This window comes from Silanimonas lenta DSM 16282, from assembly GCF_000429065.1.
GTDB lineage: Bacteria > Pseudomonadota > Gammaproteobacteria > Xanthomonadales > Xanthomonadaceae > Silanimonas > Silanimonas lenta.
In genome coordinates this window covers 253,629-279,398 of record NZ_AUBD01000008.1, presented here as the reverse complement: position 1 = coordinate 279,398, position 25,770 = coordinate 253,629, and the positions used below count along the sequence as shown (strand labels likewise).

Here is a 25,770-nt window from a genome sequence, read left to right as displayed (position 1 = left end):
GTTTCGCCGCGAGCCGCGACGCCGCGGGTGGCGTTTCGCGGCAAGCGAGCCATGGATGGCGAGCGCCCGAGTCGGGGCAGGATTGCCCCGACCGAGGGAAGAGCGAAATGCCGCATGCGGCAGGCAGGCTCGCCAGTGACAACCCCGCCGTCCGCACGAGGCAGGCGCCCCGAGATGCGGTCTTCTCGAGGCAGGCGCTCCCCCGATGGTATGCCGCGCGTTGAGTGCCTCGTGGGGCGACGGCTACGGCGCCGCCTCCCAGCGGTCCAGCCAGGCCTCCAGTTCACGGTAGAAGGTGCGGCTGTTCTCGCCCTTCAGGATCCAGTGGTTCTCGTCCGGGAACACCAGCAGCCGGCTCTCCACCTGCTGGCGCTGCAGCAGCGACCAGTACTCCAGCACGTTGTTGAGCGGCACGCGGAAGTCCTGCTCGCCGATGGTCACCAGCACCGGGGTGCGGAAGTTGGCGGCCTTCAGCATGGGGTTCTGCGCCGTCCACACCGGGCCGCGCTCCCACACCGGGCCGCCGTTGTTCTGCTCGCGGCTGAAGATGATGTCGGAGGTGCCCCACTGCGATTCGAGGTTGACGAGGCCGGCATGGCTCACGAGGCAGCGGTAGCGGGTGGTGGTGCCCTGAAGCCAGTTGGCGAGATGGCCGCCGTAGCTGGCGCCGCCGGCGCACTGGCGCGTGCCGTCGATGAAGGCATGGCGCTCGATGGCCACGTCGGCGGCCTGGTTGATCTCCTTGGCGGGGCCCTCGAAGGGATCGCCCTGGATGCCCTGGGCGAAGGCAGCGCCGAAGCCGGTCGATCCGGTGTAGTTGGTGAGCAGCACCACCCGGTCGGTGCCGGCGATGAGGTGGTAGTTCCAGCGCACGAAGAAGCTGTCGCGCCACATGATGTGCGGACCGCCGTGGATCAGCACGAACAGCGGGTAGCGCTTCGCCGGGTCGAAGCCGGCCGGCTTCACCAGCAGGTTGTGGATGCGGGCGCCGCGTTCGCTCTCGAACCAGAAGGTCTCGGCGGGTGCGAGGTCGAGGGCGGCGGTGCGCTCGCGGTTGAAGGCGCTGAGCGGCTGGTGGCCGCCGCGCGGCATGAGCCGCACCACCTCGGGCGGTTCGGCGGCGCTGTCGTAGTTCGCCACCAGCACGCCGCTGGCGCGACGGGCCACCTGCAGGCCGGTGTACACGCCGCGATCCATGTCGAAGGCGAGGCGGGCCTCGGGCTCGCCGAGGCGGGCGCGCCAGAGCTTCTCGTGGCCGGCATCCTCGGCGGTGAGCCAGACGGTGCGGGAATCGGCATCGATGCCGAAGCCATTCACTGCCCGCTCGCCCGGCAGGCGCAGGGTGGTGCCGGGGCGCATCGCCGGCCAGTCGAAGGGCTGCAGGTGGGTGGGCTGGTAGACCTGCTCGCCGCGCGGGGTGCGCTGGGCGAGCAGGGTGCGGCCATCGGGGCTGAACTGCGGCCGGGCATAGCTGTCCTGGGCTTCCAGCGTGCCGTCGCCGGTGAGGCGTACCGCCTCGCCGCCGCTCGCGGAGACGCGGTAGAGGTCGGTGTGCACATTGGCGAAGGCGGCGCGGTGGCGGTTCACGGTGGCGGCGAACACCACCGACTGGCCATCCGGCGTCCAGGTGGCGTCGATCTCCTCGCCCGTATCGCTGAAGCGGCCGCCGAAGCCGGGCTGCTTCACGAGTTCGCTGCCGGCCAGCAGGTCGAGGGCTTCGCCGCCGGCCACCGGCACCACGAACAGGCGCTGCTGGCGGTCGTCGAGCCAGCGGTCCCAGTTGCGGATGGGGAAGCCGGTATAGATCCGCACATTGTCCTTGCGCGCCTTGCGCTCGGCGGCGATGCGCTGGTTGTCGGCGTCGTTTTTCGTGCCGGGATAGACGCTGCTCACGAACAGCAGGCGGCTGCCGTCGGGCGAGAACTGCGGCTGCCGGGCGCCGGTGGAGAGCGAGGTGACGCGGCGCGGCTCGCCGCCCTGCTGCAGGTCGAGCACATAGATCTGGGGGACGGCATCGCCCTCGCGCTGCACGCTGTAGGCGAGCAGGCGACCGTCGGGGCTGAAGGCGGGGCCGGCTTCGGCGGCCCGGCTGAAGGTGAGCTGGCGCGGCTCGCCGCGGCCGTCCACCGGCAGCAGCCAGAGGTCGGCGCTCTGCTCGGCCGGGTCGTAGGCCGGTTTCGTCACCACTACCGCGGCGAAGCGGCCATCCGGCGAGAGGGCCGGGGCCGAGAGACGGTCGAAGCTCCACAGGTCCTCGTGAGTGATCGGCCGTTTGGCCGCCAGCGCCGGCAGGGCCAGCAGGGCGGCCAGTGCAGGCAGGAGCAGGGAGGGCAGGGCAGGGCGTCGCAGCAGGCTCATGCGGGGTCCCGTCGGGTGGAAACCTTGGAGCATCGCCGATTGCCGCCGCGCCGGGGTGTGCCGGAAGTGAGGAGGCGGCCCCCACGGCCCCGGCCGGGGTTCAGGCGCCCACGGCCCGCCGGGGGTATCCTGCGCGCCCTCCCTTCCTTCGGCACGCAGCGATGCGCCTGAACAAGTACCTCTCCGAGGCGGGCTTCTGCTCGCGCCGCGAGGCCGACCGCCTGATCGGCGAAGGCCGTGTCACCGTCAACGGCGTCCGCGCCCGGATCGGCGCCGAGCTCGGCGAGGAGGATGTGGTCGCCATCGACGGCCAGACCGTGGCCCGGCGCGCCGCCGCCGCGCCCCACAAGCGCCGGCACGTCTACATCGCCTACCACAAGCCGGTGGGCATCACCTGCACCACCGAGCAGGACGTGAAGGGCAACATCATCGAGGCCATCGGCCACGAGCAGCGCATCTTCCCCATCGGCCGCCTCGACAAGGACAGCGAGGGCCTGATCCTGCTCACCAGCAATGGCGACATCGTCAACGAGATCCTGCGTGCCGAGAACAGCAAGGAGAAGGAGTACCTGGTCGGCGTCAACAAGGACGTGAGCCCGGAATTCCTGCGTGGTATGGCGCGCGGCGGCATCCCCATGCATGGCACGAAGACCCTGCCCTGCAAGGTCTCGAAGCTCGGCCCGGTGGGCTTCCGCATCGTGCTGACCCAGGGCCTCAACCGGCAGATCCGCCTGATGTGCGCCCACTTCGGCTACCGGGTGAAGCGCCTGTTCCGCAGCCGCATCGTCAACATCCAGATCGGCCATTTGAAGCCCGGGCAGTGGCGCAACCTCACCGATGCCGAGCTGCGTGGCCTGCTGCCGAACCGCAGCGAGTGGTGAGGGCGGCCCCTCGCGGGGCCGCCGTTTCCGGGGATGACCCTGCCGGCCTCAGCCCAGCGCTGGCAGCACGAAGGCGAACACCGCGCCGAGGATCGTGGCGGCCACCGAGGCCAGGTACAGTCCGTTCGACCAGCGGCGCAGCCGGGCGCAGGCCCGGGCGAGCGCCGGGTCGGCCGGGCAGGGGGCATGGCGGGCGCGCCAGAGCAGGGCGCCAGCGATGGCCAGCGCGCCGGCCGCCACGCTGAACACCAGCCCCTTGCGCTCGGAGAGCCAGACGAGCTGCGGCACGGCGGTGACGAGGCCGGCCAGGGTGGCGCCGGCCCCGAGGCTCACCATCACCGCCGGCAGCACGCAGCACACCAGAGTGCCGGAGCTGGCGAGGAGGGCGCCGAAGGCGCCCCACAGGCCCTGCCGCAGTTCCTTCATCGGCCGACTCCGGCACGGATGGTGGCGACGGTATCGTCGGTGCGCTCGATGCCGACCACGGTGTAGCCGGCATCCACGAGGGTCTTTTTCAGCACCTCGTCGGCGATGTCCTGGCCGTCCTTGAGGCCGACCGCCACGAGGCGGTGTTCGAGGCTGACGAAGACTTCCTCGGCGGCCGGCTGCTTTTTCAGGGCGCGGGTGATGCCGTCGGCGCAGAAGGCGCAGACGAGGCCGTTGACCTCGACGCGGATGCTGCGGGCTTCGGCAAGGCCGAAGGGCGCGGCGGCGAGCAGGAGGGCGAGGGGGATGGCGATCAGACGGTTCATTTCGGGGACTCCTCGAATGGGCTCATGGAAGATCAGAGGTTCAGCATGAAACTGGCGAGCGGCTTGCCGTCGTCATCGGCGCCCACTTCCAGCCACCAGCGGGTGGTGAACAGGCGCAGCACGGCGGCGGGCTTCACCCCGCGGTCCAGGGCGTTCGTGGTGTGCATGCCCTTCAGCACGAACCAGGTGGCCACGCGATCCACGTCGTGTGGGTAGGGCGCCCAGCCCAGCGCGGCGGTATCCAGCCGGTGCGACCAGCCTTCGCCCTCGTGCAGTTCACTCACGAAGGAGGTGTAGACCCTTCGGGTCTCATAGTCGAGCTGCAGGCCGAGGTGGCGGGCGCCACCGGTGCCAAGGCCCGTGCGTGCCTCCCCGAGGCCGGCCCAGGCGAAGGCATTGGCCTGGGCCGTGGGCAGGTTCCAGCGCTGCAGCAGGCGGGCCGAGCGGGCGTAGCGCAGGTCCAGCAGGCCCGTGCGCTCCAGCCCGTCCAGCCGCAGCCGTCCGGCCGAGACCGACCAGCGGAAGCTGGGTGAGTAGGTGTAGCTCCACTGGTCCAGATCGGACTGGTGGTCGATCATCAGCATATGGCCGCCGGCATAGGACACCGGACGCGCCGCAAGGCCGTCCGCGGCCAGCAGGGCGGCCAGGGCCAGCAGGCCCGGAAGCGAAGTCGTCTTCATTGGGAATTCCGTGGTGGCGCGGGCAGGCAGCCCGCAGGAATGGACCCGCCCTCGGGGCGGGGCGCTCACGACGGAATCAGGCGATGGGCGGTCGCAGTGGCTGGGTCACCGGCCAGCGGGGGGCGGCCGGGCGGGGGGCCGGCAGCGCTCCGGGCGCGGCATCGGGGGGCGGGAGCCGGAGTTCGGCCGCCGGGACCATCGGGGCCATGGCGCAGGCCCACTGGCAGAGCCCGCCGCCATCGCAGCAGTCGCCCGCGTCCGAAGGGAGCGGCGCCCCGGCCGGGGTCAGTGCCGCGGCGAGCGCCGCGTGGCAGGGCAGGGATGGCGCGGTTTCAGGGCCCTGGCTGGTTTCGAGCGCCGCCGCCGCGCCGGTGGCCGGGGCGAGCGGCATGGCCTGCCGCAGGGCGAGCGCCGTGGCCGATTGCAGCACGAGCACCAGGGCCAGCAGCAGGTGCAGGCCAGGGGGCAGGCGGCGGGCGAAGGGCAGGGCCATGGCGTCCAGTGTAGCCCCTTTTCCTGAACCGCGGCCCCGGGGGGCTGAAAAACCGTTGGCGCGGCGGCGGGAAAACCCGTATCGTGGCCTGGCTGAGCTTGCCGGGTCACGGTGAATTGTGTCCCGATGCGGTAGATCGAAGATCCGCTACATCGCCCTTGTGTTGCCTCCCAGCAGACAGCCGCCGGTTTTTCCGGTGAACCCTCAAGACATCGAAATCTGTTACTCGGAGACAACAAAATGAGCGACCGTCAGAACGGTACCGTCAAGTGGTTCAACGACGCGAAGGGCTTCGGCTTCATCTCGCGCGAGGGCGGCGAGGATCTCTTCGTCCATTTCCGCTCCATCCAGGGCTCGGGCTTCAAGACCCTGAAGGAAGGCCAGAAGGTCAGCTTCACCGTGGTGAAGGGGCCGAAGGGCCTGCAGGCCGACGCCGTCCAGGCGCTCTGAGAGCCCTGCCTTCGCCCATGCGTGACGAACCCCGGGCGCGCGCCCGGGGTTTTTCTTTTCCACGAGGAGACTTTCCATGCAGATCGCCGAGCGCACCGTCGCGTCCTTCCACTACACCCTCACCAGTCCGGACGGCCAGGTGATCGACAGCTCGCGCGGCCGCGAGCCGCTGCCCTACCTGCACGGCGTCGGCCAGATCGTGCCGGGCCTCGAGAAGGCCATGGCCGGCCGGATGGCCGGTGATACCTTCCAGGTGGTGGTGCCGCCCGCCGAGGGCTATGGCGAGAGCAACCCGGAGATGCTGCAGGCGGTGCCGCGCGCGGCCTTCCCGCAGGACATCGAGATCCAGCCGGGCATGCAGTTCGAGGCCCAGGGCCCGATGGGGCCGATCACCGTGGTGGTGCGCGAGGTCGCCGAGGACAGCATCACCATCGATGCCAACCACCCGCTGGCCGGCATGCCCCTGCACTTCGACATCGAGATCGTCGAGGTGCGCGAGGCCACGGTGGAAGAGGTGCTGCACGGCCATGTGCATGGCCCGGGCGGCCACCATCACGGCTGAGTTCCGGCTCGACACGCCAGCGTTAAACTTGTGTTACCCCGCGCCCTACGGGCGCGGGGTTTTGCGTTTTCTGGCCAGGACGGCCCCGAATCCTCTCCCTAATTTCGTCTCCAAGGAACCGAGATGCGCCGCCATCCCACCTCCCCGATCCGCCACGCGCTGGCCATCGCCGTCGCGCTGGCCCTGCCGTCCCTTGCCGCCGCCCAGGCCGAGGGCGACACCCCGGGCACTGATGCCCGCACCCTCGACACGGTGAACGTCACCGCCACCCGCCGCAGCGAGGATGCCCGCGAGGTGCCGATCGCGGTGAGCGCGGTCGATGGCGAGAAGCTCGACGTGATCCGCTCCGGCGGCGAGGACATCCGCTTCCTCGCCAGCCGCGTGCCCAGTCTCAACATCGAATCCTCCTTCGGCCGCAGCTTCCCGCGCTTCTACATCCGCGGCCTTGGCAACACCGACTTCGACCTCAATGCCTCGCAGCCGGTGTCGCTGGTCTACGACGAGGTGGTGTACGAGAACGTGGCGCTGAAGGGCTTCCCGGTGTTCGACGTGGACCGCATCGAGGTGCTGCGCGGCCCGCAGGGCACGCTGTTCGGCCGTAACACCCCGGCCGGCCTCGTCAAGTTCGAATCGGTGCGCCCGGAGGCCGCCACCAGCGGCTATGGCAGGCTCAGCTACGGCCGCTTCGACACCGCCAACCTCGAGGGCGCCGTCGGCGGCGCGCTCGGTGACGCCCTCGCCGGCCGCGCCTCGATGCTCTACCAGCGCCGCGGCGACTGGGTGCGCAACACCTTCGCCGGCACCCCGCGCGAGCGCGCGCTCGAGGGCTACGAGGACATGGCCTTCCGCGGCCAGCTGCTGTTCTTTGGCGACGAGGCTTTCGAGGCCCTGCTCTCGCTGCAGTCGCGCCGCCTCGAGGGCACGGCCCGCCTGTTCCGCGCCAACATCCTCACGCCGGAAGGCCGGCTGGTGCGCGACTTCGACCCGCGCCGCGTTTCCATCGATGCCCGCAACGCCCAGGACCTCGACACCGACGGCGCCACCCTGCGCCTGCGTTGGGACCTCGGCGGCGCCACCCTGCATTCGGTGAGCAGCTGGAACCAGGCCAGCCTGTTCTCGCGTGGCGACATCGATGGCGGCTCTGCCTACACCTTCGACTTCTTCCCTGGCACCAACCCGGGCGCCTTCCCCGACGGCGCCCGCTTCCCGGCCGACTCCGGCGACGGCTCCGAGGTGCGGCAGTACACGCAGGAGCTGCGCCTTGCCTCGAACGGCGAGGGCCCGCTGCGCTGGCAGGGCGGCCTGTACTGGTTCAAGGACCGCGCCGAGATCGACAGCTTCAGCTACGACACCTTCGCTGGCGGCATCCCGAACGCCTATGCCTTCCAGCGCCAGGACAACACCGCCTGGGCGGCCTTCGCCTCGCTGGACTGGGCGCTCTCCGACACCCTGACCCTGCGCGGCGGCCTGCGCTACACCGAGGACGAGAAGCGCTTCGTCGGCGAGCGCGTGTTCGGCGCCTTCGGCGCTCCGCCGATCGCCCCGATCCGGGTGAACCCGAAGGCCGAGGACTGGAGCGGCGACCTTGCCGCCACCTGGGCGGTGGACGAGGACGTGAATCTCTACCTGCGCGTGGCGAAGGGCTTCCGCGCCCCGAGCATCCAGGGCCGGCTCACCTTCGCCGATGCCACGCTGGCGCCGAACCAGCTCGTCACCGTGGCGCAGGCCGAGGAAGTGCTGAGCTACGAGGCCGGCCTCAAGGCCGCCCTGTTCGGCAACCGCGCCCGCCTCAACCTCTCGGTGTTCGACTACACCATCGAGGACCAGCAGCTCACCGCCGTCGGCGGCACCGCCAACTTCAACAGCCTGCTGAACGCCGACAAGGGCAAGGGCCGCGGCTTCGAGCTGGACATGGAGGCCTACCTCGGCGACCAGCTGCTGGTGACCTTCGGCACCGGCTACAACCACACCGAGATCCGCGATGCCGGCCTCGCCGTGGCGCCCTGCTTCAACGCCGCGGCCTGCCGGGTGACCGACCCGCTGGTGGTGCGCAACGGCGTGACCCTGGCCCTGATCGATGGCAACCCGCTGCCGCAGGCCCCGGAGTGGACCACCAACCTCACCGCCCGCTACGGCATCCCGCTCGCCAACGACGCCGAGCTCTACGTCTACACCGACTGGGCCTACCGCAGCGCGATCAACTTCTTCCTCTACGAGAGCGAGGTCTACCGCGGCCGCGCCCTGCTGGAGGGTGGGCTGCGCGTCGGCTACAGCTGGGAGCTCGGCAAGTACGAGGTGGCGGCCTTCGGCCGCAACATCCTCGACCGCGTGGAGGCGGTGGGCGGCATCGACTTCAACAACCTCACCGGCTTCATCAACGAGCCACGCACCTGGGGCGTGGAGTTCAAGGCCAGCTTCTGAGCCGGCCGGAAAAGACAGGCACGAAGGGCGGCCCCGAAGGCCGCCCTTCGCGTTTTGGGGGGCGACGGGCATCGCATGGCAGAAGCCCAGGCGCTAGGCTGTGCGGCATTCCCACCGGAGCCCCGACCATGACCACCGCCTTCGATTTTTCCGCCACCGACATCGAGGGCAAGGAGCGTGCCCTCTCCGAGTTCCGCGGCAAGGCCCTGCTGGTGGTGAACACCGCCAGCAAGTGCGGCTTCACCCCGCAGTACGCCGGCCTCGAACGGCTCTGGCGCGACTATGGTGCGAAGGGCCTCGTGGTGCTCGGCTTCCCCTGCGACCAGTTCGGCCACCAGGAACCCGGCGACGAGGCCGAGATCAGGCAGTTCTGCTCGCTCACCTACGACGTCAGCTTCCCGATGTTCGCCAAGGTGGACGTGAACGGCCCCAGGGCCCACCCGCTGTTCAACTGGCTGAAGAGCGAGAAGGCGGGCTTCCTCGGCACCGAGGGCATCAAGTGGAACTTCACCAAGTTCCTGGTCGGCCGCGACGGCAGGGTGCTGAAGCGCTACGCCCCCACCGACAAGCCGGAGAGCCTGCGCAAGGACATCGAGCAGGCGCTCGGCTGAGCTACTTCTCGACGAAGGCGCGCTCGAACACGTAGTGCCCGGCCTGACCGATCTTCGGCGAGGCCGTGAAGCCGCGCTCGTCGAGCAGGCGGCGGAAATCCGCCAGCATCTGCGGGCTGCCGCAGATCATGGCGCGGTCGCGTTCCGGGCTGATCTCGGGCAGGCCGAGGTCGCGCTGCATCTGTCCGCTCGCCATCAGGTCGGTGAGCCGGCCGCGGTGGCGGAAGGGCTGGCGGCTCACCGCCGGGTAGTACAGCAGCTTTTCGCGGATCTGCTCGCCGAGGTATTCGTGTCTGGGCAGCTCGCGTTCGATGTAGTCGCGGTAGGCGAGGTCGGCTTCCTCGCGCACGCCATGGGTCAGCACCACCCGGTCGAAGCGCTCGTAGGTGGCGGGGTCGCGGATCACCGAGAGGAAGGGGGCCAGCCCGGTGCCGGTGGCGAGCAGGTAGAGGGTGCCGCCGGGGAGGAGGTCACTGATCAGCAGGGTGCCGGTGGGCTTGCGCGAGAGCAGCAGGCTGTCGCCCGGGCGGATGTGCTGCAGCCGCGAGGTGAGCGGGCCGTCGGGCACCTTGATCGAGAAGAACTCGAGCTGCTCCTCCCAGTTCGGGCTGGCGATGGAGTAGGCGCGCATCAGCGGCTTGCCGTCCACCATGAGGCCGATCATCACGAACTGGCCGTTCTCGAAGCGGAAGCCGTCGTCGCGGGTGCAGGTGAAGCTGAAGTAGGCGTCGGTCCAGTGGCGGACGTCGAGGATGGTTTCGGTGATGAAGGCGGAGGACATGCCGGTCGGGGCCTCGGGAAACGCGCCATTGTCGCATCCGCGGGCGGGCCGGATTTGACCGGGGTCGTGCCGGCCTGCCGGGGCTGCCGCCGGGGCGGGCAGGGCGGACCTGCGCCGGGCCATGCGGCGGCGCAGCAGCCGGGAGGCGGAAGGGGCCCGGAAAGGGGGTGGAACTGCGATGGGATTCGCAGTCCTGCGGGGACTTACTTTTCGTTCAGCCCCGGGTTACTGTAGGCCCACTGCTCCGTCCGGGTCACAGTCGACCGTGGCCCGGTGTGCCGATCCGTTCGATCTGCTGCATCGTCGCAACGATTCCCCGGGCAAGCAGTAGCGGCGTGCGGTTGGCGTCGTTCCTATCTCCAGCCAATGTTCGAGGATGCATTGCAATGTCGGATCGTCAGTTCGGAACCGTGAAGTGGTTCAACGACGCCAAGGGCTTCGGCTTCATCACGCCGGAGAACGGCCAGGACGTGTTCGTCCACTTCCGCTCCATCGTGGGCACCGGCTTCAAGACCCTGAAGGAAGGCCAGCGTGTCTCCTTCAAGGTGGTCCAGGGCCAGAAGGGGCTCCAGGCCGACGAAGTCCAGGTCGCCTGAGTCCCGCCCGCAGGGGAGGGAAAACGGAAAACCCCGGGTCCGCCCGGGGTTTTCTTTCACCGGCCGGAGGAACACACTCGCCCCATGAATGCGCCGTTGCCGCACGTCCTCGAGGGCCACGCGCCGGTGGAGATCCGCTGGCGCACCGACCTCGATGTCCTGGTCGTGGAATACCGGGGGCGGCGCGGTTCCCCGGAGCACATGGCCTCCTGCTGGCATGCGGTGCGCGATCTCGCGGCCTCGCTGCGGATCGTGAAGGTGCTGGCCATCGACCTGATGGACGACGAGCCCTTCGTCGGTGAGCAACGCGAGACCTTCATGCGGACCCTGGGGCCGCAGACCTTCGTCGGACGGCGCTGGGCCTTCGTGGCCCGCAGCGTCGACCGCGTGGGGGCCTACGAGGCCACCCAGCTCGATGCCCAGGCTGCCGGGCTCGAGGTGCGCATCTTCGGCTCGCGCTCCGAGGCCGAGCTCTGGGTGCGCTTCGCAGAGTGAGCAGCGTCCCGGCCGCCACCGGCCGCAGGCGGCGGCTGGCTTAGAATCGGGGTCCTCATCCACGCCACGCGGCGCCGCGCCGCCATGCCATGACCGTCATCAAGCAGGACGATTTCATCCAGTCGATTGCCGACGCGCTGCAGTACATCAGCTACTACCACCCGGTCGACTACATCAAGGCGCTCACCGCGGCCTACGAGAAGGAGGAGAGCCCCGCAGCCAGGGACGCGATGGCGCAGATCCTCATCAACTCACGGATGTGCGCCGAAGGCCACCGCCCGATCTGCCAGGACACCGGCATCGTCACCGTCTTCCTCGAGATCGGCATGGACGTGCGCTGGGAGGCCACGCTCTCGGTGGAGGAGATGGTGAACGAGGGCGTGCGCCGCGCCTACAACCATCCCGACAACCGGCTGCGCGCCTCGGTGCTGGCCGACCCGGCCGGCCGGCGCCAGAACACCCGGGACAACACCCCGGCGGTGGTCAACATGAAGGTGGTGCCGGGCGACAAGGTCGACGTGACCGTGGCCGCCAAGGGCGGCGGCTCGGAGGCGAAGTCGAAGTTCGCCATGCTCAATCCCTCCGATTCGATCGTGGACTGGGTGCTGAAGACCGTGCCGACCATGGGCGCCGGCTGGTGCCCGCCGGGCATGCTGGGCATCGGCATCGGCGGCACCGCCGAGAAGGCCATGCTGCTCGCCAAGGAAGCCCTGATGGAGCCGATCGACATCCAGGAACTGATCGCCCGGGGCCCCTCGAACCGGGTGGAGGAACTGCGCATCGAGCTCTACGAGAAGGTGAACCGGCTCGGCATCGGCGCCCAGGGCCTTGGCGGTCTTACCACCGTGCTCGACGTCAAGATCCGGGACTACCCGACGCATGCGGCCAATCTGCCGGTGGCCATCATCCCGAACTGCGCGGCCACGCGGCATGCGCACTTCACGCTCGACGGCAGCGGCCCGGTGATGCTCGAGCCGCCGTCGCTGGAGAACTGGCCGGCGCTGACCTACGATGCCAGCAAGGGCCGACGCGTGAACCTCGATGCGATCACCAAGGAAGAGATCGCGAGCTGGAAGCCCGGCGAGGTGCTGCTGCTCAATGGCCGGCTGCTCACCGGCCGCGATGCCGCGCACAAGCGCATGGTCGACATGCTGGACCGGGGCGAGCCCCTGCCGGTGGACCTGCGAGGCCGCTTCATCTACTACGTCGGCCCGGTCGATCCGGTGCGCGACGAGGTGGTGGGCCCGGCCGGCCCGACCACGGCCACGCGCATGGACAAGTTCACCGAGCAGGTGCTGGCCCAGACCGGCCTCTACGGCATGGTGGGCAAGGCCGAGCGCGGCCCGGCCGCCATCGAGGCCATCAAGAAGCACCAGAGCGCCTACCTGATGGCGGTGGGGGGCGCGGCCTACCTGGTGTCGAAGGCGATCAGGGCGGCGAAGGTGGTGGGCTTCCCCGACCTCGGCATGGAGGCGATCTACGAGTTCGAGGTCAAGGACATGCCGGTGACCGTGGCCGTGGATTCGCGCGGCGAGTCGGTGCACAGCACCGGCCCGGCCGAGTGGAAGGCGCGCATCGAAAAGCGCCTCGGCATTCCGGTGGTGGTGGAATGAGTCCACCGGCCTGCCCCGCACCACGGCGGGGCCGGGAGACGGAAACGGCGCCCCAAAGGGCGCCGTTTCCGTTCATGGCAGGCAGCGGGGCTTACCAGGCGTAGCGCAGGCCGGCGATCACCTGCCGCGGATTGCCGAACAGGATGCCGCGGGTGCGATCGACGATGTATTCGCGGTCGGTGAGGTTCTTCACCGCAAGGAAGCCGCTCCAAGGCTTTCCTTCCGGCTCGTAGTTGAGGGTGGCGTTCCACACCGCGTAGCTGTCGATGCGGCCGAACTGCCCGTCGCCATTCGCGGCCGGGTGCAGGGTGTTGGCGAAGTCGGACCACTGCCGGCCGACATGCTGCACTTCCAGCGAGCCGTCCCAGGCGCCCTCGACGTAACCGGCGCGGAAGGTGGTGGTGAGGTCGGGGGCATAGGGCAGGCGGTTGCCGGCCACGCTGCCATTGGCCGGCTGGCCGTTGTCCACCCGCCGCAGCACGCTGCGCTGTTCGGCGGTGAACAGGCGGGTGAGGGCGAGATCGGCATAGAACTCGCCGCTGCGGCGTGCCAGGGCCCCGCGGTTCAGGCCGGCCGAGAACTCGATGCCGGCGTACTCGGTCTCGCCCTGGGCCAGCGGGGTGCTGCCGCCGGCGATCGAGCCCACCACTACCTGGTTGTCGAAGTCGTTGCGGAAGGCCACCGCCTCGAGATCGATGCCCTGCCAGCGGGTGCGCAGGCCGAGTTCGAGGTTCAGGCTCTTCTCGGCATCCACCGTGGTGCTGGTGCCGTTGCCGGCGATCAGGTCCTCGACCCGCGGCGGGGCGAAGCCCTCGTGGGCCGAGGCGAACAGCACCAGTTCCTCGCTGGCCTGCCAGTGCGCGCCCAGGCCCCAGGTGGTTTCCTCGAGGCCATCCCGGCCGCCCAGGCCGCCCGGCAGGCGGTTCTGGCGGGTGAAGCGGATGTCCTCGTGGCGCAGGCTGGGGCTCAGCTTCAGTGCGCCAAGCTCGAAGGTGGTGGTGGCGAAGGCGGCCAGGGCCTCGGCGGTGCGCAGGTTGTCCTCCACCGTGGTGCCGCTGCGGGCGGCGGGGCTGCTGCCGTTCACCTGGTAGCGGATCTGCTTCTCCTCGTGCCAGCGCAGGCCAAGCTCGCTGTTGCCCGGCGTGCCGAACAGGCTGCGGTCCCAGGCAAGGCGGGTGTCCACGCCCCAGGTGTAGTAGTTGCGCAGGCGGCCCTGGGTCGAGTTGCAGCTCCGGGGATCGACGCGCTGGCCGGAAAGGCGCGCGTCGCGGAAGGCGGTGCCGCACTGGGTGTCGGTGGTGGTGCTGGCCTGGCGCCACCAGTCGCGCTCGAACTGGCTGTAGTAGGCCGAGGTGAGCAGCGAGAGCCCCGGGCGCGGGGTCCAGTCGTGGCTGGCCGAGAAGGCGTAGCGCTCGATGTCGAACAGGTCGTCGAGGAAGGGGTAGTACTCGCGGCCGAAGTGGCGGTATTCGGCATCGGTGATGCCGGAATAGCCCACCTGCGAGTCTTCGCGCAGGGCGTTGCCGCGCAGGGTCAGGGCATGGTGCTCGCTGATCTGGCGCTGGAACTTCACGAACAGGTCGGTCTGCTCGAGCGCGGTGTTGTCGCGGGCGCCGTCGCCCTGCTTGTGGCCGAGGTCGAGCTCGAAGCCCTTGCCGCCCACGGCGGCGTGCAGGGCGCCGTAGCCGCGGCTGCCGCCGGAGAGCTGCACGTGGCCGGCGGCCTCCTCGGGCGGGGTGGGGGTGATGTAGTTGATGGCGCCGGTGATGGTCTGCGGGCCGAAGCGCAGCAGGCCGGCGCCCTTCAGCACCTCGATGCGCTCGTAGCGCTGGATCGGGGCGTGGTAGTAGCTGGCATTGTCGCCATAGGGCGCGTACATGGCCGGCAGGCCGTCCTCGAGCAGCAGCACCTTGGTGGAACGGGTGGGATTGCTGCCGCGGATGCCGATGTTCGGCCTCAGGCCGAAGCCTTCCTCGTCGCGCACGGTCACGCCCGGCACCTTGCGCAGGGCCTCGTTCACGGTGAGCGTGCGGCTGGAGACCAGCACCGCCTGGTCGAGGATGGCGGCGCTGCCCTCGGCGCTGGCCGGCTGCGGCACCGTGCCCACCACCTCGATGGTGGCCAGGGTGCGGCGCTTCTCGCCGGCATCGTCTGCCTCCGGCGCAGGCGCGGCAAGGACGGGGGAGGCGGCCAGGGCGAGGCCGAGGGCGGCGCAGAGCGGATGCAGGCGGGGGCAGGGCATGGACAGGGCAAGGGAAGGTAACAAATGAGAAGCACTATTATCTGATAGGCGTTTGCCTTTGTCACCGGGGCCTCACGCCCAATCCCGCCGATCCGGGGCGAAAACCGCGGCGGCGGTCGGATTTTGTCGCCATTGGTCGTGATACTTTCGGGCCTTTCTTCACATCCGACACCCGCCGCATGCAAGCGCCCCTGCCGCTGCCGGAGACCGACGCGCCGCTGCGCCGGGTGTTGCTGTCGGGGGCCTCGGGGCTGGTCGGCAGCCGCCTGCTTGAGCGCCTGCTGGCGCCGGGGGCGGGCTTCCAGGTGGTGGCGCCTACCCGCAGCCCGCTCGCCCTGCGCTCGCCGCGGCTGGAAAACCCGGTCTATGAAGGGCCGACGGCAGAGCGCCGGAGCGACAGCGGCCTTCGCAAGACGCTCTCCGGCTTCCGCGCCGAGGCCTGGATCTGCGCGCTCGGCACCACCATGGCCAAGGCCGGCAATCAGGCCGCATTCGTCGCCGTCGACCGCGATCTCGTCCTGAAATTCGCCGCCCTGGCCCGTGCCCTCGGTGCCCGGCACGCCATCCTGGTGTCCTCGGCCGGGGCGAACCCGCGGTCGGGCAACTTCTATCTTCGGGTGAAGGCCGAGGCCGAGCGGGGCCTGGCGGAGCAGAACTTCCCGCGGGTGGACATCCTGCGCCCGGGCCTCCTGCTCGGCGAGCGCACCGAGCGGCGGCCGCTGGAGCGCTTCGGGCAGGTCCTGGCACCGCTCTACAACCCCCTGCTGCTAGGCCCGCTGGCCCGCTTCCGCGCCATCGAGGCCGAGGTGGTGGCCGATGCCGCCATGCACTGCCTCGAGGCCGGCGGCAGCGGCTGGTTCGTGCACGAGTACCGCGCCATGCGCGCCGCCGCGGAGGCCCGCCGCCCCGGCCGGGGCGGCTGAGCCGGGTTCCCCGCATCAGCCCTGGGACAGGGTGGCGAACAGGGCGCGGGCGGCGCGCAGCCGGCTGGCGGCGTCGGGCAGTTCGAGCCGCATCCGCAGCTTGTCGGGCCCGTCCATGGCGTAGACCTTCGGCTGGCCCTGGATCATGCGGATCACCGCCATCGGATCGATGCTCGGCCTGGCCTCGAACACCAGGCGGCCGCCCTGCGGCCCCAGTTCCAGCTTGCGGATGCCGAGCCGGGCCGCCTCCAGCTTCAGCTCGCCGATGGCGAACAGGTGCCTGGCCGGCTCGGGCAGCAGGCCGAAGCGGTCCACCAGTTCCACCTGCAGCTCGCGCAGCTGCTCGGGCGTCCTGGCGGCGCTGATGCGCTTGTACTGGGTGAGCCTGGCGTGCACGTCGGGCAGGTAGTCCTCGGGCAGCAGGGCCGGCAGGTTGAGGTTGATCTCCGGGCCCAGCGGCGTGCCGGCGTCGAGGTCGGGGATCTTGCCGGCCTTGATCGACTTCACCGCCCGCTCCAGCAGCTCGGTGTAGAGCGAGAACCCGACCTCGGCGATCTGGCCGCTCTGCTCCTCGCCGAGCAGCTCGCCGGCGCCGCGGATCTCGAGGTCGTGGGTGGCCAGCATGAAGCCGGCGCCCAGTTCCTCGATGGCTGCCAGCGCCTCGAGGCGTTTCTCGGCATCCGGGGTGAGCTTCGGGGGCACGATGAGGTAGCAGTAGGCGCGGTGATGCGAGCGGCCGACGCGGCCGCGTACCTGGTGCAGCTGCGCCAGGCCGAACTTGTCGGCGCGGTTCACCAGGATGGTGTTGGCGCTGGGGATGTCGATGCCCGACTCGATGATGGTGGTGCACACCAGCACGTTGAAGCGCTGGCGGTGGAAGTCGAGCATCACCTGCTCCAGCTCGCGCTCGGCCATCTGGCCATGGGCCACGCGGATGCGGGCCTCCGGCACCAGGGCCTCGAGGTCGCGCGCCATCCTCTCGATGCTCTCGACCTCGTTGTGCAGGAAGTACACCTGGCCACCGCGGGCGAGTTCGCGCTGGAAGGCCTCGGTGATCGTGGCCTCGTCCCAGGGGGTGAGGAAGGTCTTGACCGCGAGGCGGTGCGCCGGGGGCGTGGCGATGATCGACAGGTCGCGCAGGCCGCTCATGGCCATGTTGAGGGTGCGCGGGATCGGGGTGGCGGTGAGGGTGAGCAGGTGCACCTCGGCCCGCATGGCCTTCAGCCGCTCCTTCTGCCGCACGCCGAAGCGCTGCTCCTCGTCGACGATGACCAGCCCGAGGTCCTTGAAGCGCACGTCGGCCTGCAGCAGGCGGTGGGTGCCGACGATGACATCGACCTTGCCCTCGGCTACCTGCGCCAGCACGGCCTTGATGTCTTTCGGCGACTTGAAGCGCGAGAGCACCTCGACGCGGATCGGCCAGTCGGCGAAGCGGTCGCGGAAATTGCGGTAGTGCTGCTCGGCGAGCAGGGTGGTGGGCACCAGCACCGCCACCTGCCTGCCCGCCGTGGCGGCGACGAAGGCGGCGCGTACCGCCACCTCGGTCTTGCCGAAGCCCACGTCGCCGCAGACCACCCGGTCCATCGGCGAGGGCTTCGCAAGATCGGCGATCACCGCCTCGATGGCGGCGAGCTGGTCGGGGGTTTCCTCGAAGGGGAAGCTGGCGGCGAAGGGCTCGTACATCGCCCGGTCCACCGGCAGGGCAAGCCCGGCGCGGGCCTGGCGCCGGGCCTGGATCTCCAGCAGCTCGGCGGCCACGTCGCGTACCTTCTCGGCGGCCTTGCGCCGGGCCTTCTCCCAGGTCTCGCCGCCGAGGCTGTGTAGCGGCGCGTGTTCCGGCGAGGCGCCCGAGTAGCGCGAGACGCGCTCCAGCTGCGAGACCGGCACGTAGAGCCGGTCGCCCTTGGCGTACTCGATGACCAGGTACTCGCCGGCCACGCCGCCGGCCTCCAGCACCTCGAGTCCGCGGTAGCGGCCCACGCCGTGCTCCTCGTGGACGATCGGCGAGCCGATCGCGATCTCCGCGAGGTCGCGGATGATCGTGTCCGGGTCGCGCACCCCGCGCCGGCCGCGGCGACGCGACTGCTCGGCCTTCTCCGGGAACAGCTGGCGCTCGGTGAGCACCACGAGGGCCGGCTCGCCGGTGGCAAAGCCGCCATCGAGCGGCAGCACGGCGATGGCGTAGCGCTCGTTGCCCTCGAGGAAGGCCGCCCAGTCGGCCACCGTGGGCGGCTTCAGGTCGGCGGCGGCCAGCACCTCGATCAGGGCTTCGCGGCGGCCCGGCGAGTCGGCGGCCACCAGCACGCGGCCCGGGTAGCGGCCGAGGAAGGCGCGCAGCGCGGCGCCGGGCGCTTCGCCGCGGGCCGCAAGCGGCAGTTCGGGCGCGGGCTGCAGGGGCAGTTCCGCGGCCTCGGCCCAGCGCGGGTGGCCAGGGGGCAGAAGCTCGATGCGCGGATGGTGGTTCAGCGCGCCCCGCAGTTCGTCGAGGCGCAGCCACAGTTCCCCGGGCGGCAGCACCGGCCGCTCGATGTCGTGGCGGCGCTGCTCCCAGCGCTGGGCGCAGGCGGCGAGGTGCTGTTCGGCGGCCTGCTCCCAGCCGGCATCCAGCACCACCAGGGTATCGGCGGGCACATGCTCGAAGAGGCTGGCGGTCTGCTCGAAGAACAGCGGCAGGTAGTACTCGATGCCGGCCGGCGCCACGCCTTCCTTCAGGTCCTGCACCAGCGGGCAGCGTCGCGGGTCGAGGTCGAAGCGTTCCAGCAGGGCCTCGCGGGCACGCCGGCAGCCGGCCGCGTCGAGCGGGAACTCGCGCGCCGGCAGCAGGGACACGGCCTCCACCGGGTGCAGCGAGCGCTGGGTCTCGGGGTCGAAGCTGCGCAGCGAGTCGATGCGGTCGTCGAACAGCTCGATGCGGTAGGGCTCGGCTGCTCCGGTGGGGAAGAGGTCGAGCAGGGCGCCGCGCACGCTGAAATCGCCCGGGTCGTTGACCTGCGGCACATGGCGGTAGCCGGCGGCCTGCAGGCGCCGTTTCTCGGCGTCGAGGTCGAGTACCTGGCCACGTTTCAGGTCGAGCACGTTGCCGGCGATCCATTCCGGCGGCGCCACGCGCTGCAGCAGGGTGGAGACCGGCACCACCAGCACGCCGCGGGTGAGGGAGGGCAGGCGGTACAGGGCCGCCACGCGCTCCGAGATGATGTCGGGGTGCGGCGAGAACAGGTCGTAGGGCAGGGTCTCCCAGTCGGGGAAATGCAGTACCGGCAGGCCGCGGGACAGGCTCCGCAGGTCGGCTTCCAGGCGCAGGGCCGACTGCGGGTCGCGGGCCACGGCCAGCACCAGGCCGGCGTGCTGGCGGGCCCGCTCGGCGATGGCCAGGGCGGCGGCGGTGGGCGTGGCGGGGAGGCGCCAGTCGGCGCGCTGCTGGCCGCGCCTCGGCAGGGGCGCGGCGGGGAGGCTGGGGTGGCTCATAGAGGGCGCGAAGTGTAGCGGCTCGCCGTCTTGACGCGGCGAACACCTCGGCGCTAAATCGGCAGCGGGGGAAAATCAGCCATGCGTCACATTTGTTGCGCTGCGGTTTCACGCCGCCGCCACGGATGGGCGCTCGCCAAGGGGAGTCGTGCGGATGGCGGACGACAACATCCTGAGCCATGCCCGCCTGCGTTACTTCAAGTGGGCGCTGCTGCTGGTGGCCGCCAGCGTGCTCTGGTACGCCCTCGACGAACCGCGCTTCGGCCCGGGCGGCGGCACCCTGCTCGGCTACACCCTCGGCAGCCTGGGCGCCCTGCTGATCGTCTGGCTGCTGTGGTTCGGGGTGCGCAAGCGGCAGTACCTCGGCGGCATCGGCACGGTGCGCGGCTGGCTCTCGGCCCATGTCTACCTCGGCCTTTCGCTGCTGGTGGTAGCCACCCTGCACACCGGCTTCCAGTTCGGCTGGAACGTGCACACCCTGGCCTACGGCCTGATGGTGGCGGTGATCGCCAGCGGCCTGTGGGGCGTGGCGGTGTACCTGCGCAATCCCGGCCTGATGAGCGACCTGCTCGACGGCCGCACCCTGGAGCAGCACGCCGCGTCGCTGGCCGAGATCGACGGCCAGTCGCGCCAGCTCGCCGCGCGCATCGCGCCGCGTTTCGTCGAACTGGTCGAGGCCTCCGCCGCCACGCCGATCGCCCGTCCCGGCTGGGGCCGGCTGCGGCGCCGGCTGCCGGGTTGCGCCACCGCCGCCGCCGTGGCCGCCCTGCGCGCCGACGAGCGCGCCTCGGAGCGCGAGGTGCGCGACCTGTTCGCCCTGCAGTTCCGCCGCCTGCAGGTGCTCGAGCGGCTGCGCGCCTACCTGCGCCTGCGGGCCTGGACCGAGGCCTGGCTGGTGGTGCACGTGCCGCTCTCGCTGGCCCTGCTCGGGGCCCTGCTGGCGCACATCCTCGCGGTCTTTACCTACTGGTGACCCATGGCCCCGAGCGCTCCCGACCCCCATGCCGATGCCCTGGAGGCCCTGCGCCGGCCGCTCGCTGGCCGCCGCCTGCTCTCCTGGGGGCTGCTGCTCCTGCTGCTGGCAGGCTTCGCCCTGGTGCCGCTGCTGCTGAGCCAGAAGGCCGCGAAGGCCCAGGCCGCCGCCCGCCCCGAGCCGCTCGACCGCCCGCTGGGTGCCGAGGACGTGCGCGCTTTCCGCACTGCCCTGGCCTGGGACCGGGTGTGGGACGCCGGGCCGCTGGATTCGGCCCATGCCGCCCTCAGCCTCGACTGCCGCGCCTGTCACGCCGAGCCCTTCGTGCGCGTGCGCGACGAGGACTGCACCGCCTGCCACCGTACGGTGGCCGCCCATGGCGGTGCCTCGCCGCCGATCGCCGGCGAGGCTGCGCCGCGCTGCGCCAGCTGTCATCGCGAGCACCACGGGCCGATGGGCCTGCAGGTGCAGAACCTCGCCCATGCCGGGGGCAGCTGCATCGACTGCCATGGCGACCTCGCCGCCCGCCGCCCGGAGCTCGGCCTGCTGGATGCCAGCGACTTTGCCGCGGCCCACCCGGAGTTCGCCGTGCGCGTGGACGACGGCCACGGCGGACTGGTGAAGCGCCGCCTCGACGAAGGGCCGGTGTCGGAGCCCACGGGCCTCAAGTTCCCCCACGACGTGCATCTCGCCGCCAGCGGGATCGGCGGGCCGGATGGCCGGGAGCGTCTGGACTGCGGCAGCTGCCACCGCCTGCGCCCGGATGCACTGGGCTTCGAGCCGGTGCGCTTCGCCTCCGACTGCCAGGCCTGCCATGCCCTGCATCTGGAGGGCACTTTCGCTCGCCGCAGCGTGCCGCATGGTCCGCTGGACGAGGCCCTGTCGATGATCCGCGAGTTCTACGGCTTCGCCGCCAGCCTGCCTGGCGGGCTCGATGCCCATGCCGCGGGCGAGGGAGCGGTGCAGCGCCCGGGCGGCAGCGCGCCGCGGCCGCGACAGGAAGATGCTCTCGCTCTGGCGCGACAGGAGGCCATCGCTCTCGTCGAGCGGCGGGGCTGCGTGGTCTGTCACGAGGTGACGCGGGTGGCCGAGACCGGGCGCCCTGGCACCCCGGCCGCCGACCTGCCCGAATGGCGGATCGCCGCCGTGCCCTCGTCGCACCCGTGGATGCCGGGGGCCCGCTTCAGCCATGCCGCGCATACCCAGATGGCCTGCACGGACTGCCATGCCGCCGAGGCCTCGAAGACGGCCAGCGAGGTGCTGATGCCCGGCATCGGCGGCTGCCGCGACTGCCATGCCGGGGCCAGGGCCGCCCCGGGCATGGTCCGTTCCGACTGCGGGCTCTGCCATGACTACCACCCGGCACACGCGGCCCTGCAGGCCAGCGAGCGCCTGTTCGGCCGGGTGCGAGAGGAGGCCCGGCCATGAACCGGCGGCGTCTCTTTCCGGCCTTGCTCGGCCTCGCCCTGCTCGCCGCCGGGCAGGTCGCGGCACGCTGCCCGGCGCCCGCTGCGCCCGACCAGCGGCTCGAGGTGGCCGACGTGGAGCGGGTGGTGGCCCAGGCCGCGGACGTGGCGGGCCGGCTGGGGCAACCGGCCACCATCGCCGTGGTCGACCGCGTCGGCAACGTGCTGGCGGTCTATCAGATGGCCGGAGCGGCGCCGGGCATCCGCATCAGCAGCGGGGTATCCAGCGGCGGCGGGCTCGAGGGCCTGGTGGTGCCGAGCACGGCGGCGGCCATCGCCAAGGCCATCACCGGGGCCTACCTTTCCTCCTCGGGGCAGGCCTTCAGCACCCGCACCGCCGGCTTCATCGTCCAGGACCACTTCCCGCCGATGATTCGCAATGTGCCCGCAGGGCCGCTGTTCGGCGTGCAGTTCAGCCAGCTGCCCTGCAGCGACCTCATGCAGGGCGGCGAGCCGCTCGGCATCGGGCCGCGGCGTTCACCACTCGGGCTCTCGGCCGATCCCGGTGGTTTCCCGCTCTACAAGGCCGGTAGCGTGGTGGGCGGCATCGGTGTGGTGGCGGGGGCCTCGCCGGTCTACGGCATCGACCTCAATCCCTTCGATTTCGACAACGACCCCGAGGAAGTGATCGCCCATTCGGCGGTGCGTGGCTTCGATGCCCCCGACTGCATTCGCGCCGAGCGGGTGACGGCCGGTGGGGTGAGCTTGCGTTATTCCGATGCTGATGGCCGGCGGCTGGCCAGCAGCGCCAGCCTGCCCGCGGGCGGCGCCTACGTGGACGTCCCGGGCTATTTCGCCGCGGCCGGTGGCCCGCGGGCCGGGCGCATCTTCGGCCGGGCCGAGTCGGGCATCGGCCCCGATCCGGTGAACCTGATGGGCAATGCCTTCGCCCTGCTCACCGCCACTGGAGCCAACCGGTTCCCGCCCGCCGGCGGTGGAAGCCTGTCGCAGCCCGAGGTTTTCGCCCTCCTCGACGAGGCGATCGAGGTGGCGAACGCGGCCCGGGCGCAGATCCGCATCCCGCTCGGTTCGCCGGCCCAGGTGACGGTGAGCGTGGTGGATGCCTCGGGGACCATCCTCGGCATCGCCCGCACTCCCGACGCGCCGGTGTTCGGCATCGATGTCTCGCTGCAGAAGGCGCGGGCGGCGGCCCTGTTCTCGCGGCCCGATGCCGCAGCGCGGCTCGCCAGCGTGAACTCGCCGGCGCAGCAGGCCTTCTACATCAGCGGCGATCCGCGCTCGGCCAGCGCCTTCTTCGGCCGGCCGTCGATCTTCGCCGACGGCATGGCCTTCACCAGCCGCGCCCTCGGCAACATCGCGCGTCCCTCCTACCCCGACGGCATCGACAGCCGGCCGCGCGGCCCGCTCTCCAGCGCCCGTCCGGCCTGGAGCCCGTTCAACGTGGGCCTGCAGCTCGATCTCGTCTTCCCCGGCCTCGCCGCCTCGCTGGCTCCGGGGGGCCCGATCATCCCGCGCTGCACTGCCGCGCCGATCGGCGCCGACAACGGTGTGCAGATCTTCCCCGGCGGGGTGCCGGTGTACCGCAACGGCCTGCTCGTGGGCGCGGTGGGCGTCTCCGGTGACGGCGTGGACCAGGACGACATGATCGCCTTCCTCGGCATCACCCGCGCCGGGCGCTGGCTGGGCGGCGGTCTTGGCCACGCCCCGCTGCTGCGCCGCGCCGACCAGCTCGGCCTGCGCTACGTGCAATGCCCGCAGTCGCCCTTCAACGGCAGCGATGCGCAGAATGTCTGCAGCGGCGAGGGCGACCTGCCGACCCAGGGCGCGCCGCTGCTGCTGCGGATGCCGCCTGAGGCGCAGCCCCGCCCGAAGCCCGTGCCGTCCACGCCGGCCCGGCCGGGGAGCGCGGAGCGCGCCTCGCCCCGCCGGCCGATGGAGCGCGAGCGATGAGGCCCTCGCGCCGCCCCCTGGTGGTGGCCTGCGCGATGGCCCTGATGGCCCTTGCGGTCCCGCCGGTCTTCGCGGAGGCCGGGGCGGCTTCCGCGGCTGCGCCCGGTGCCATGGATCCGGCACCGGCGCCGGTGATGCTGCTGCAGGTGATGGCTCCCTCGCTGCTGCTGCGCGAGGCCCCGGGCGAGGCCGCCGCCCCGGTGCGCGAGGTGGCGCGCGGCCGCCTGCTGGAGGTGCTCTCCGCACAGGGCGGCTGGGTGGAAGTGCGGACCCGCGAGGGCGAAGGCGAGGGCACGCGGGCCTGGCTGAAGCGCGAGCGCCTCGCCGACGGGCAGTGGAACGTGCAGGCCCTCTCGGCGCCAGCGCCACCGCGCATCGTCACGCCGGAGGGCCTCGAGGCGCCGGCCATCGCCCCGCTGGTGCGTCCCGGCGAGCGCCCGCAGCCGCTGGTCACCCTTCCGCCCCCCGAACCGGGGCAGATCCCGGCTCCGGCGGCGACCCTGCCGCGGGAATCGGTGCCGGTGCCGGACCGCTGGCGCATCCTGCAGTCGCTGGGCTACCGCTTCCCCTGGTACGACCCCTACCACCAGAACGTGCTGAAGGGCGATTTCCCGGTGCGCGAGATCGGACCGGACTGGTTCGTCGCCCTCAACCTCGTCTCCGACACCCTGCTCGAGGGCCGCCGTTTCCCGGTGCCGGTGGCGCAGACCATCGGCATTCCCGGGCAGGGCCGCGACATCTATGGCCGCAACCGCTTCGAGATCGGCGCCCAGACCCTGATCCTCAACGTCGGCCTGATCAAGGGCAACACCACCTACAAGCCGCCGGACCACGAGATCCGCATCGTGCCGGTGCTGAACGTGAACCACGTGCGCGCCCAGGAGGCCGGACTGCTGCGCATCGACCCGCTGGAGGGCCGTACCCGCACCGACCGCCACGTCGGGTTCCAGGAACTGTTCTACGACAAGCACCTGAGAAACGTCTCCGACCGCTACGACTTCGACAGCCTGCGCATCGGCATCCAGCCCTTCACCAGCGACTTCCGAGGCTTTCTGTTCATCGACCAGCCCTTCGGCGTGCGCCTGTTCGGCAACCGCGACAACAACCACTGGCAGTACAACCTGGCCTGGTTCCGGCGCATGGAGAAGGACACCAACAGCGGTCTTAACGACACCAGCCGGGCGCTGCGCCGCGACGACGTGTTCGTGGCCAATGTCTACCGCCAGGACTGGCCGCGGCTCGGCTTCACCTCGCAGGCCACGCTGCTGCACAACCGCAACCGCGAGGACCGCTTCCACTACGACACCAACGGCTTCCTGGTGCGGCCGGCCTTCTTCGGCGACCTGCGGCCCTTCCGCTACCACGTGACCTACCTCGGCGTGAGCGGCGATGGCCACCTCACGTCCTGGTGGCCGAAGGCGAGGCTCAACCTCACCACCAGCACCTACCTCGCCATCGGCGAGCAGGAGCGCCATCCGCTGGCGCAGCGCCGCCAGCGCATCCGCGCCGCCTTCCACGCCAGCGAGCTCTCGCGCGACTTCAGCTGGATCCGCCTGCGCGGCAGCCTGCTGCTGGCCAGCGGCGACGCGGATCCCTACGACGACAAGGCCACCGGCTTCGACGCCATCTTCGAGAACCCGCAGTTCGCCGGCGCCGATACCAGCTATTTCATCCGCCAGACCATCCCGCTGGTGGGCGGCGGCGGGGTGGTGCTGAGCAGCCGCAATGGCCTGCTTCCCGCCCTGCGCTCCTCGAAGGAGCAGGGGCAGTCGAACTTCGTCAATCCCGGACTGGTGCTGCTCGGCATCGGGGCCGACCTCGACCTCAAGCCGGAACTGCGGCTCACGGCCAATCTCAACCATCTGCGCTTCATGCATACCGGGGTGCTGGGCGCCCTGCGCAACGAGGCCCCGCCACCGAAGGAGATCGGCTGGGACATGGCCGTGGGCCTGCAGTGGCGGCCGCTGTTCATCCAGAACATCGTCATCAACGGCTCGATCTCGGTGCTCCGGCCGGGCTCGGGCATCGAGCGCTTCTACGGCACCGGGCAGGGCACCCTGTATTCCGGGCTGATCAACGCAGTGCTGACCTACTGAC

Annotated in this window: 21 protein-coding genes; 13 read left to right on the top strand and 8 right to left on the bottom strand. The window is 70.9% G+C overall.

All coding sequences use genetic code 11. The features are described 5' to 3' along the window. Window positions 1-243: 243 nt before the first annotated feature. Window positions 244-2,358 carry a S9 family peptidase gene (locus G408_RS0105440; protein ID WP_028770276.1) on the bottom strand — a complete coding sequence of 705 codons (2,115 nt, stop codon included), beginning with the start codon at window positions 2,356-2,358 and terminating at the stop codon, window positions 244-246. 161 nt (window positions 2,359-2,519) lie between these two features. On the opposite strand from G408_RS0105440, the gene G408_RS0105435 reads away from it, so the two are divergent. Beyond that, a complete protein-coding gene (locus G408_RS0105435) occupies window positions 2,520-3,239 on the top strand; it encodes a pseudouridine synthase (RefSeq protein ID WP_028770275.1) in 720 nt (239 codons plus the stop codon). 48 nt (window positions 3,240-3,287) lie between these two features. On the opposite strand, the gene G408_RS0105430 is transcribed toward G408_RS0105435, so the two are convergent. From G408_RS0105430 to G408_RS0105415, 4 genes are all read right to left on the bottom strand, one after another. Continuing rightward, window positions 3,288-3,665 carry a hypothetical protein gene (locus G408_RS0105430; RefSeq protein WP_028770274.1) on the bottom strand — a complete coding sequence of 126 codons (378 nt, stop codon included), beginning with the start codon at window positions 3,663-3,665 and terminating at the stop codon, window positions 3,288-3,290. Then, window positions 3,662-3,991 (bottom strand): heavy-metal-associated domain-containing protein, encoded by a 330-nt coding sequence (locus G408_RS0105425; RefSeq protein ID WP_028770273.1) that lies wholly within the window; start codon window positions 3,989-3,991, stop codon window positions 3,662-3,664. Before G408_RS0105425 ends, G408_RS0105430 begins: the two co-directional genes overlap by 4 nt. A 32-nt stretch (window positions 3,992-4,023) precedes the next feature. Beyond that, the gene (locus G408_RS0105420; RefSeq protein ID WP_028770272.1) at window positions 4,024-4,671 is read right to left on the bottom strand and encodes a hypothetical protein; all 648 of its coding nucleotides are present in this window, start codon (window positions 4,669-4,671) and stop codon (window positions 4,024-4,026) included. Window positions 4,672-4,747: 76 nt separating this feature from the next. Continuing rightward, window positions 4,748-5,164, bottom strand: coding sequence for a hypothetical protein (locus G408_RS0105415; RefSeq protein WP_028770271.1), 417 nt, complete (start codon window positions 5,162-5,164; stop codon window positions 4,748-4,750). A gap of 240 nt (window positions 5,165-5,404) precedes the next feature. On the opposite strand from G408_RS0105415, the gene G408_RS0105410 reads away from it, so the two are divergent. The 4 genes from G408_RS0105410 to G408_RS0105395 all read left to right on the top strand — a co-directional run bounded on the left by G408_RS0105410 (window position 5,405) and on the right by G408_RS0105395 (window position 9,208). Beyond that, a complete protein-coding gene (locus G408_RS0105410; RefSeq protein ID WP_028770270.1) occupies window positions 5,405-5,614 on the top strand; it encodes a cold-shock protein in 210 nt (69 codons plus the stop codon). Between the two features lie 76 nt (window positions 5,615-5,690). After that, window positions 5,691-6,176 carry an FKBP-type peptidyl-prolyl cis-trans isomerase gene (locus tag G408_RS0105405; protein ID WP_028770269.1) on the top strand — a complete coding sequence of 162 codons (486 nt, stop codon included), beginning with the start codon at window positions 5,691-5,693 and terminating at the stop codon, window positions 6,174-6,176. A gap of 123 nt (window positions 6,177-6,299) precedes the next feature. Continuing rightward, on the top strand, window positions 6,300-8,597 hold the full coding sequence (locus G408_RS0105400; RefSeq protein WP_028770268.1) for a TonB-dependent receptor: 2,298 nt from the start codon (window positions 6,300-6,302) through the stop codon (window positions 8,595-8,597). Between the two features lie 128 nt (window positions 8,598-8,725). Then, window positions 8,726-9,208: a glutathione peroxidase gene (locus G408_RS0105395; RefSeq protein ID WP_028770267.1), complete on the top strand. Its 483-nt coding sequence runs from the start codon at window positions 8,726-8,728 to the stop codon at window positions 9,206-9,208. A gap of 1 nt (window position 9,209) precedes the next feature. On the opposite strand, the gene G408_RS0105390 is transcribed toward G408_RS0105395, so the two are convergent. Further along, window positions 9,210-9,989: a ferredoxin--NADP reductase gene (locus G408_RS0105390; RefSeq protein ID WP_028770266.1), complete on the bottom strand. Its 780-nt coding sequence runs from the start codon at window positions 9,987-9,989 to the stop codon at window positions 9,210-9,212. A gap of 386 nt (window positions 9,990-10,375) precedes the next feature. Between G408_RS0105390 and G408_RS0105380 the strand changes: the two genes are divergently transcribed. The 3 genes from G408_RS0105380 to G408_RS0105370 all read left to right on the top strand — a co-directional run bounded on the left by G408_RS0105380 (window position 10,376) and on the right by G408_RS0105370 (window position 12,693). After that, window positions 10,376-10,585, top strand: coding sequence for a cold-shock protein (locus tag G408_RS0105380; RefSeq protein ID WP_028770265.1), 210 nt, complete (start codon window positions 10,376-10,378; stop codon window positions 10,583-10,585). A gap of 84 nt (window positions 10,586-10,669) precedes the next feature. Continuing rightward, window positions 10,670-11,080 carry a hypothetical protein gene (locus tag G408_RS0105375; protein WP_028770264.1) on the top strand — a complete coding sequence of 137 codons (411 nt, stop codon included), beginning with the start codon at window positions 10,670-10,672 and terminating at the stop codon, window positions 11,078-11,080. A gap of 89 nt (window positions 11,081-11,169) precedes the next feature. Continuing rightward, window positions 11,170-12,693: a fumarate hydratase gene (locus tag G408_RS0105370; RefSeq protein WP_028770263.1), complete on the top strand. Its 1,524-nt coding sequence runs from the start codon at window positions 11,170-11,172 to the stop codon at window positions 12,691-12,693. Window positions 12,694-12,784: 91 nt separating this feature from the next. Here G408_RS0105370 and G408_RS13305 read toward each other — a convergent pair whose 3' ends face one another. Continuing rightward, window positions 12,785-14,935 carry a TonB-dependent receptor family protein gene (locus tag G408_RS13305; protein WP_051282645.1) on the bottom strand — a complete coding sequence of 717 codons (2,151 nt, stop codon included), beginning with the start codon at window positions 14,933-14,935 and terminating at the stop codon, window positions 12,785-12,787. Window positions 14,936-15,114: 179 nt separating this feature from the next. On the opposite strand from G408_RS13305, the gene G408_RS0105360 reads away from it, so the two are divergent. Continuing rightward, window positions 15,115-15,858, top strand: coding sequence for an NAD(P)H-binding protein (locus G408_RS0105360; protein ID WP_051282644.1), 744 nt, complete (start codon window positions 15,115-15,117; stop codon window positions 15,856-15,858). A 15-nt stretch (window positions 15,859-15,873) separates the two neighbouring features. Here G408_RS0105360 and mfd read toward each other — a convergent pair whose 3' ends face one another. Next, entirely contained in the window at window positions 15,874-19,323 is a 3,450-nt protein-coding gene (mfd, locus tag G408_RS0105355; protein ID WP_028770261.1) for a transcription-repair coupling factor, read from the bottom strand. Between the two features lie 154 nt (window positions 19,324-19,477). On the opposite strand from mfd, the gene G408_RS0105350 reads away from it, so the two are divergent. Genes G408_RS0105350 through G408_RS0105335 form a run of 4 tightly spaced genes read left to right on the top strand, consistent with a single transcriptional unit; the run spans window position 19,478 to window position 25,769 of the window. Next, window positions 19,478-20,296, top strand: coding sequence for a hypothetical protein (locus G408_RS0105350; RefSeq protein ID WP_028770260.1), 819 nt, complete (start codon window positions 19,478-19,480; stop codon window positions 20,294-20,296). Window positions 20,297-20,299: 3 nt separating this feature from the next. Further along, complete coding sequence (locus tag G408_RS13300; RefSeq protein ID WP_037412312.1) at window positions 20,300-21,724, top strand: cytochrome c3 family protein; 1,425 nt, start codon at window positions 20,300-20,302, stop codon at window positions 21,722-21,724. After that, a complete protein-coding gene (locus G408_RS13295) occupies window positions 21,721-23,673 on the top strand; it encodes a heme-binding protein (protein ID WP_051282643.1) in 1,953 nt (650 codons plus the stop codon). Before G408_RS13300 ends, G408_RS13295 begins: the two co-directional genes overlap by 4 nt. Further along, complete coding sequence (locus G408_RS0105335; RefSeq protein WP_028770259.1) at window positions 23,670-25,769, top strand: SH3 domain-containing protein; 2,100 nt, start codon at window positions 23,670-23,672, stop codon at window positions 25,767-25,769. Before G408_RS13295 ends, G408_RS0105335 begins: the two co-directional genes overlap by 4 nt. The last annotated feature ends 1 nt before the right edge of the window (window position 25,770 follow it).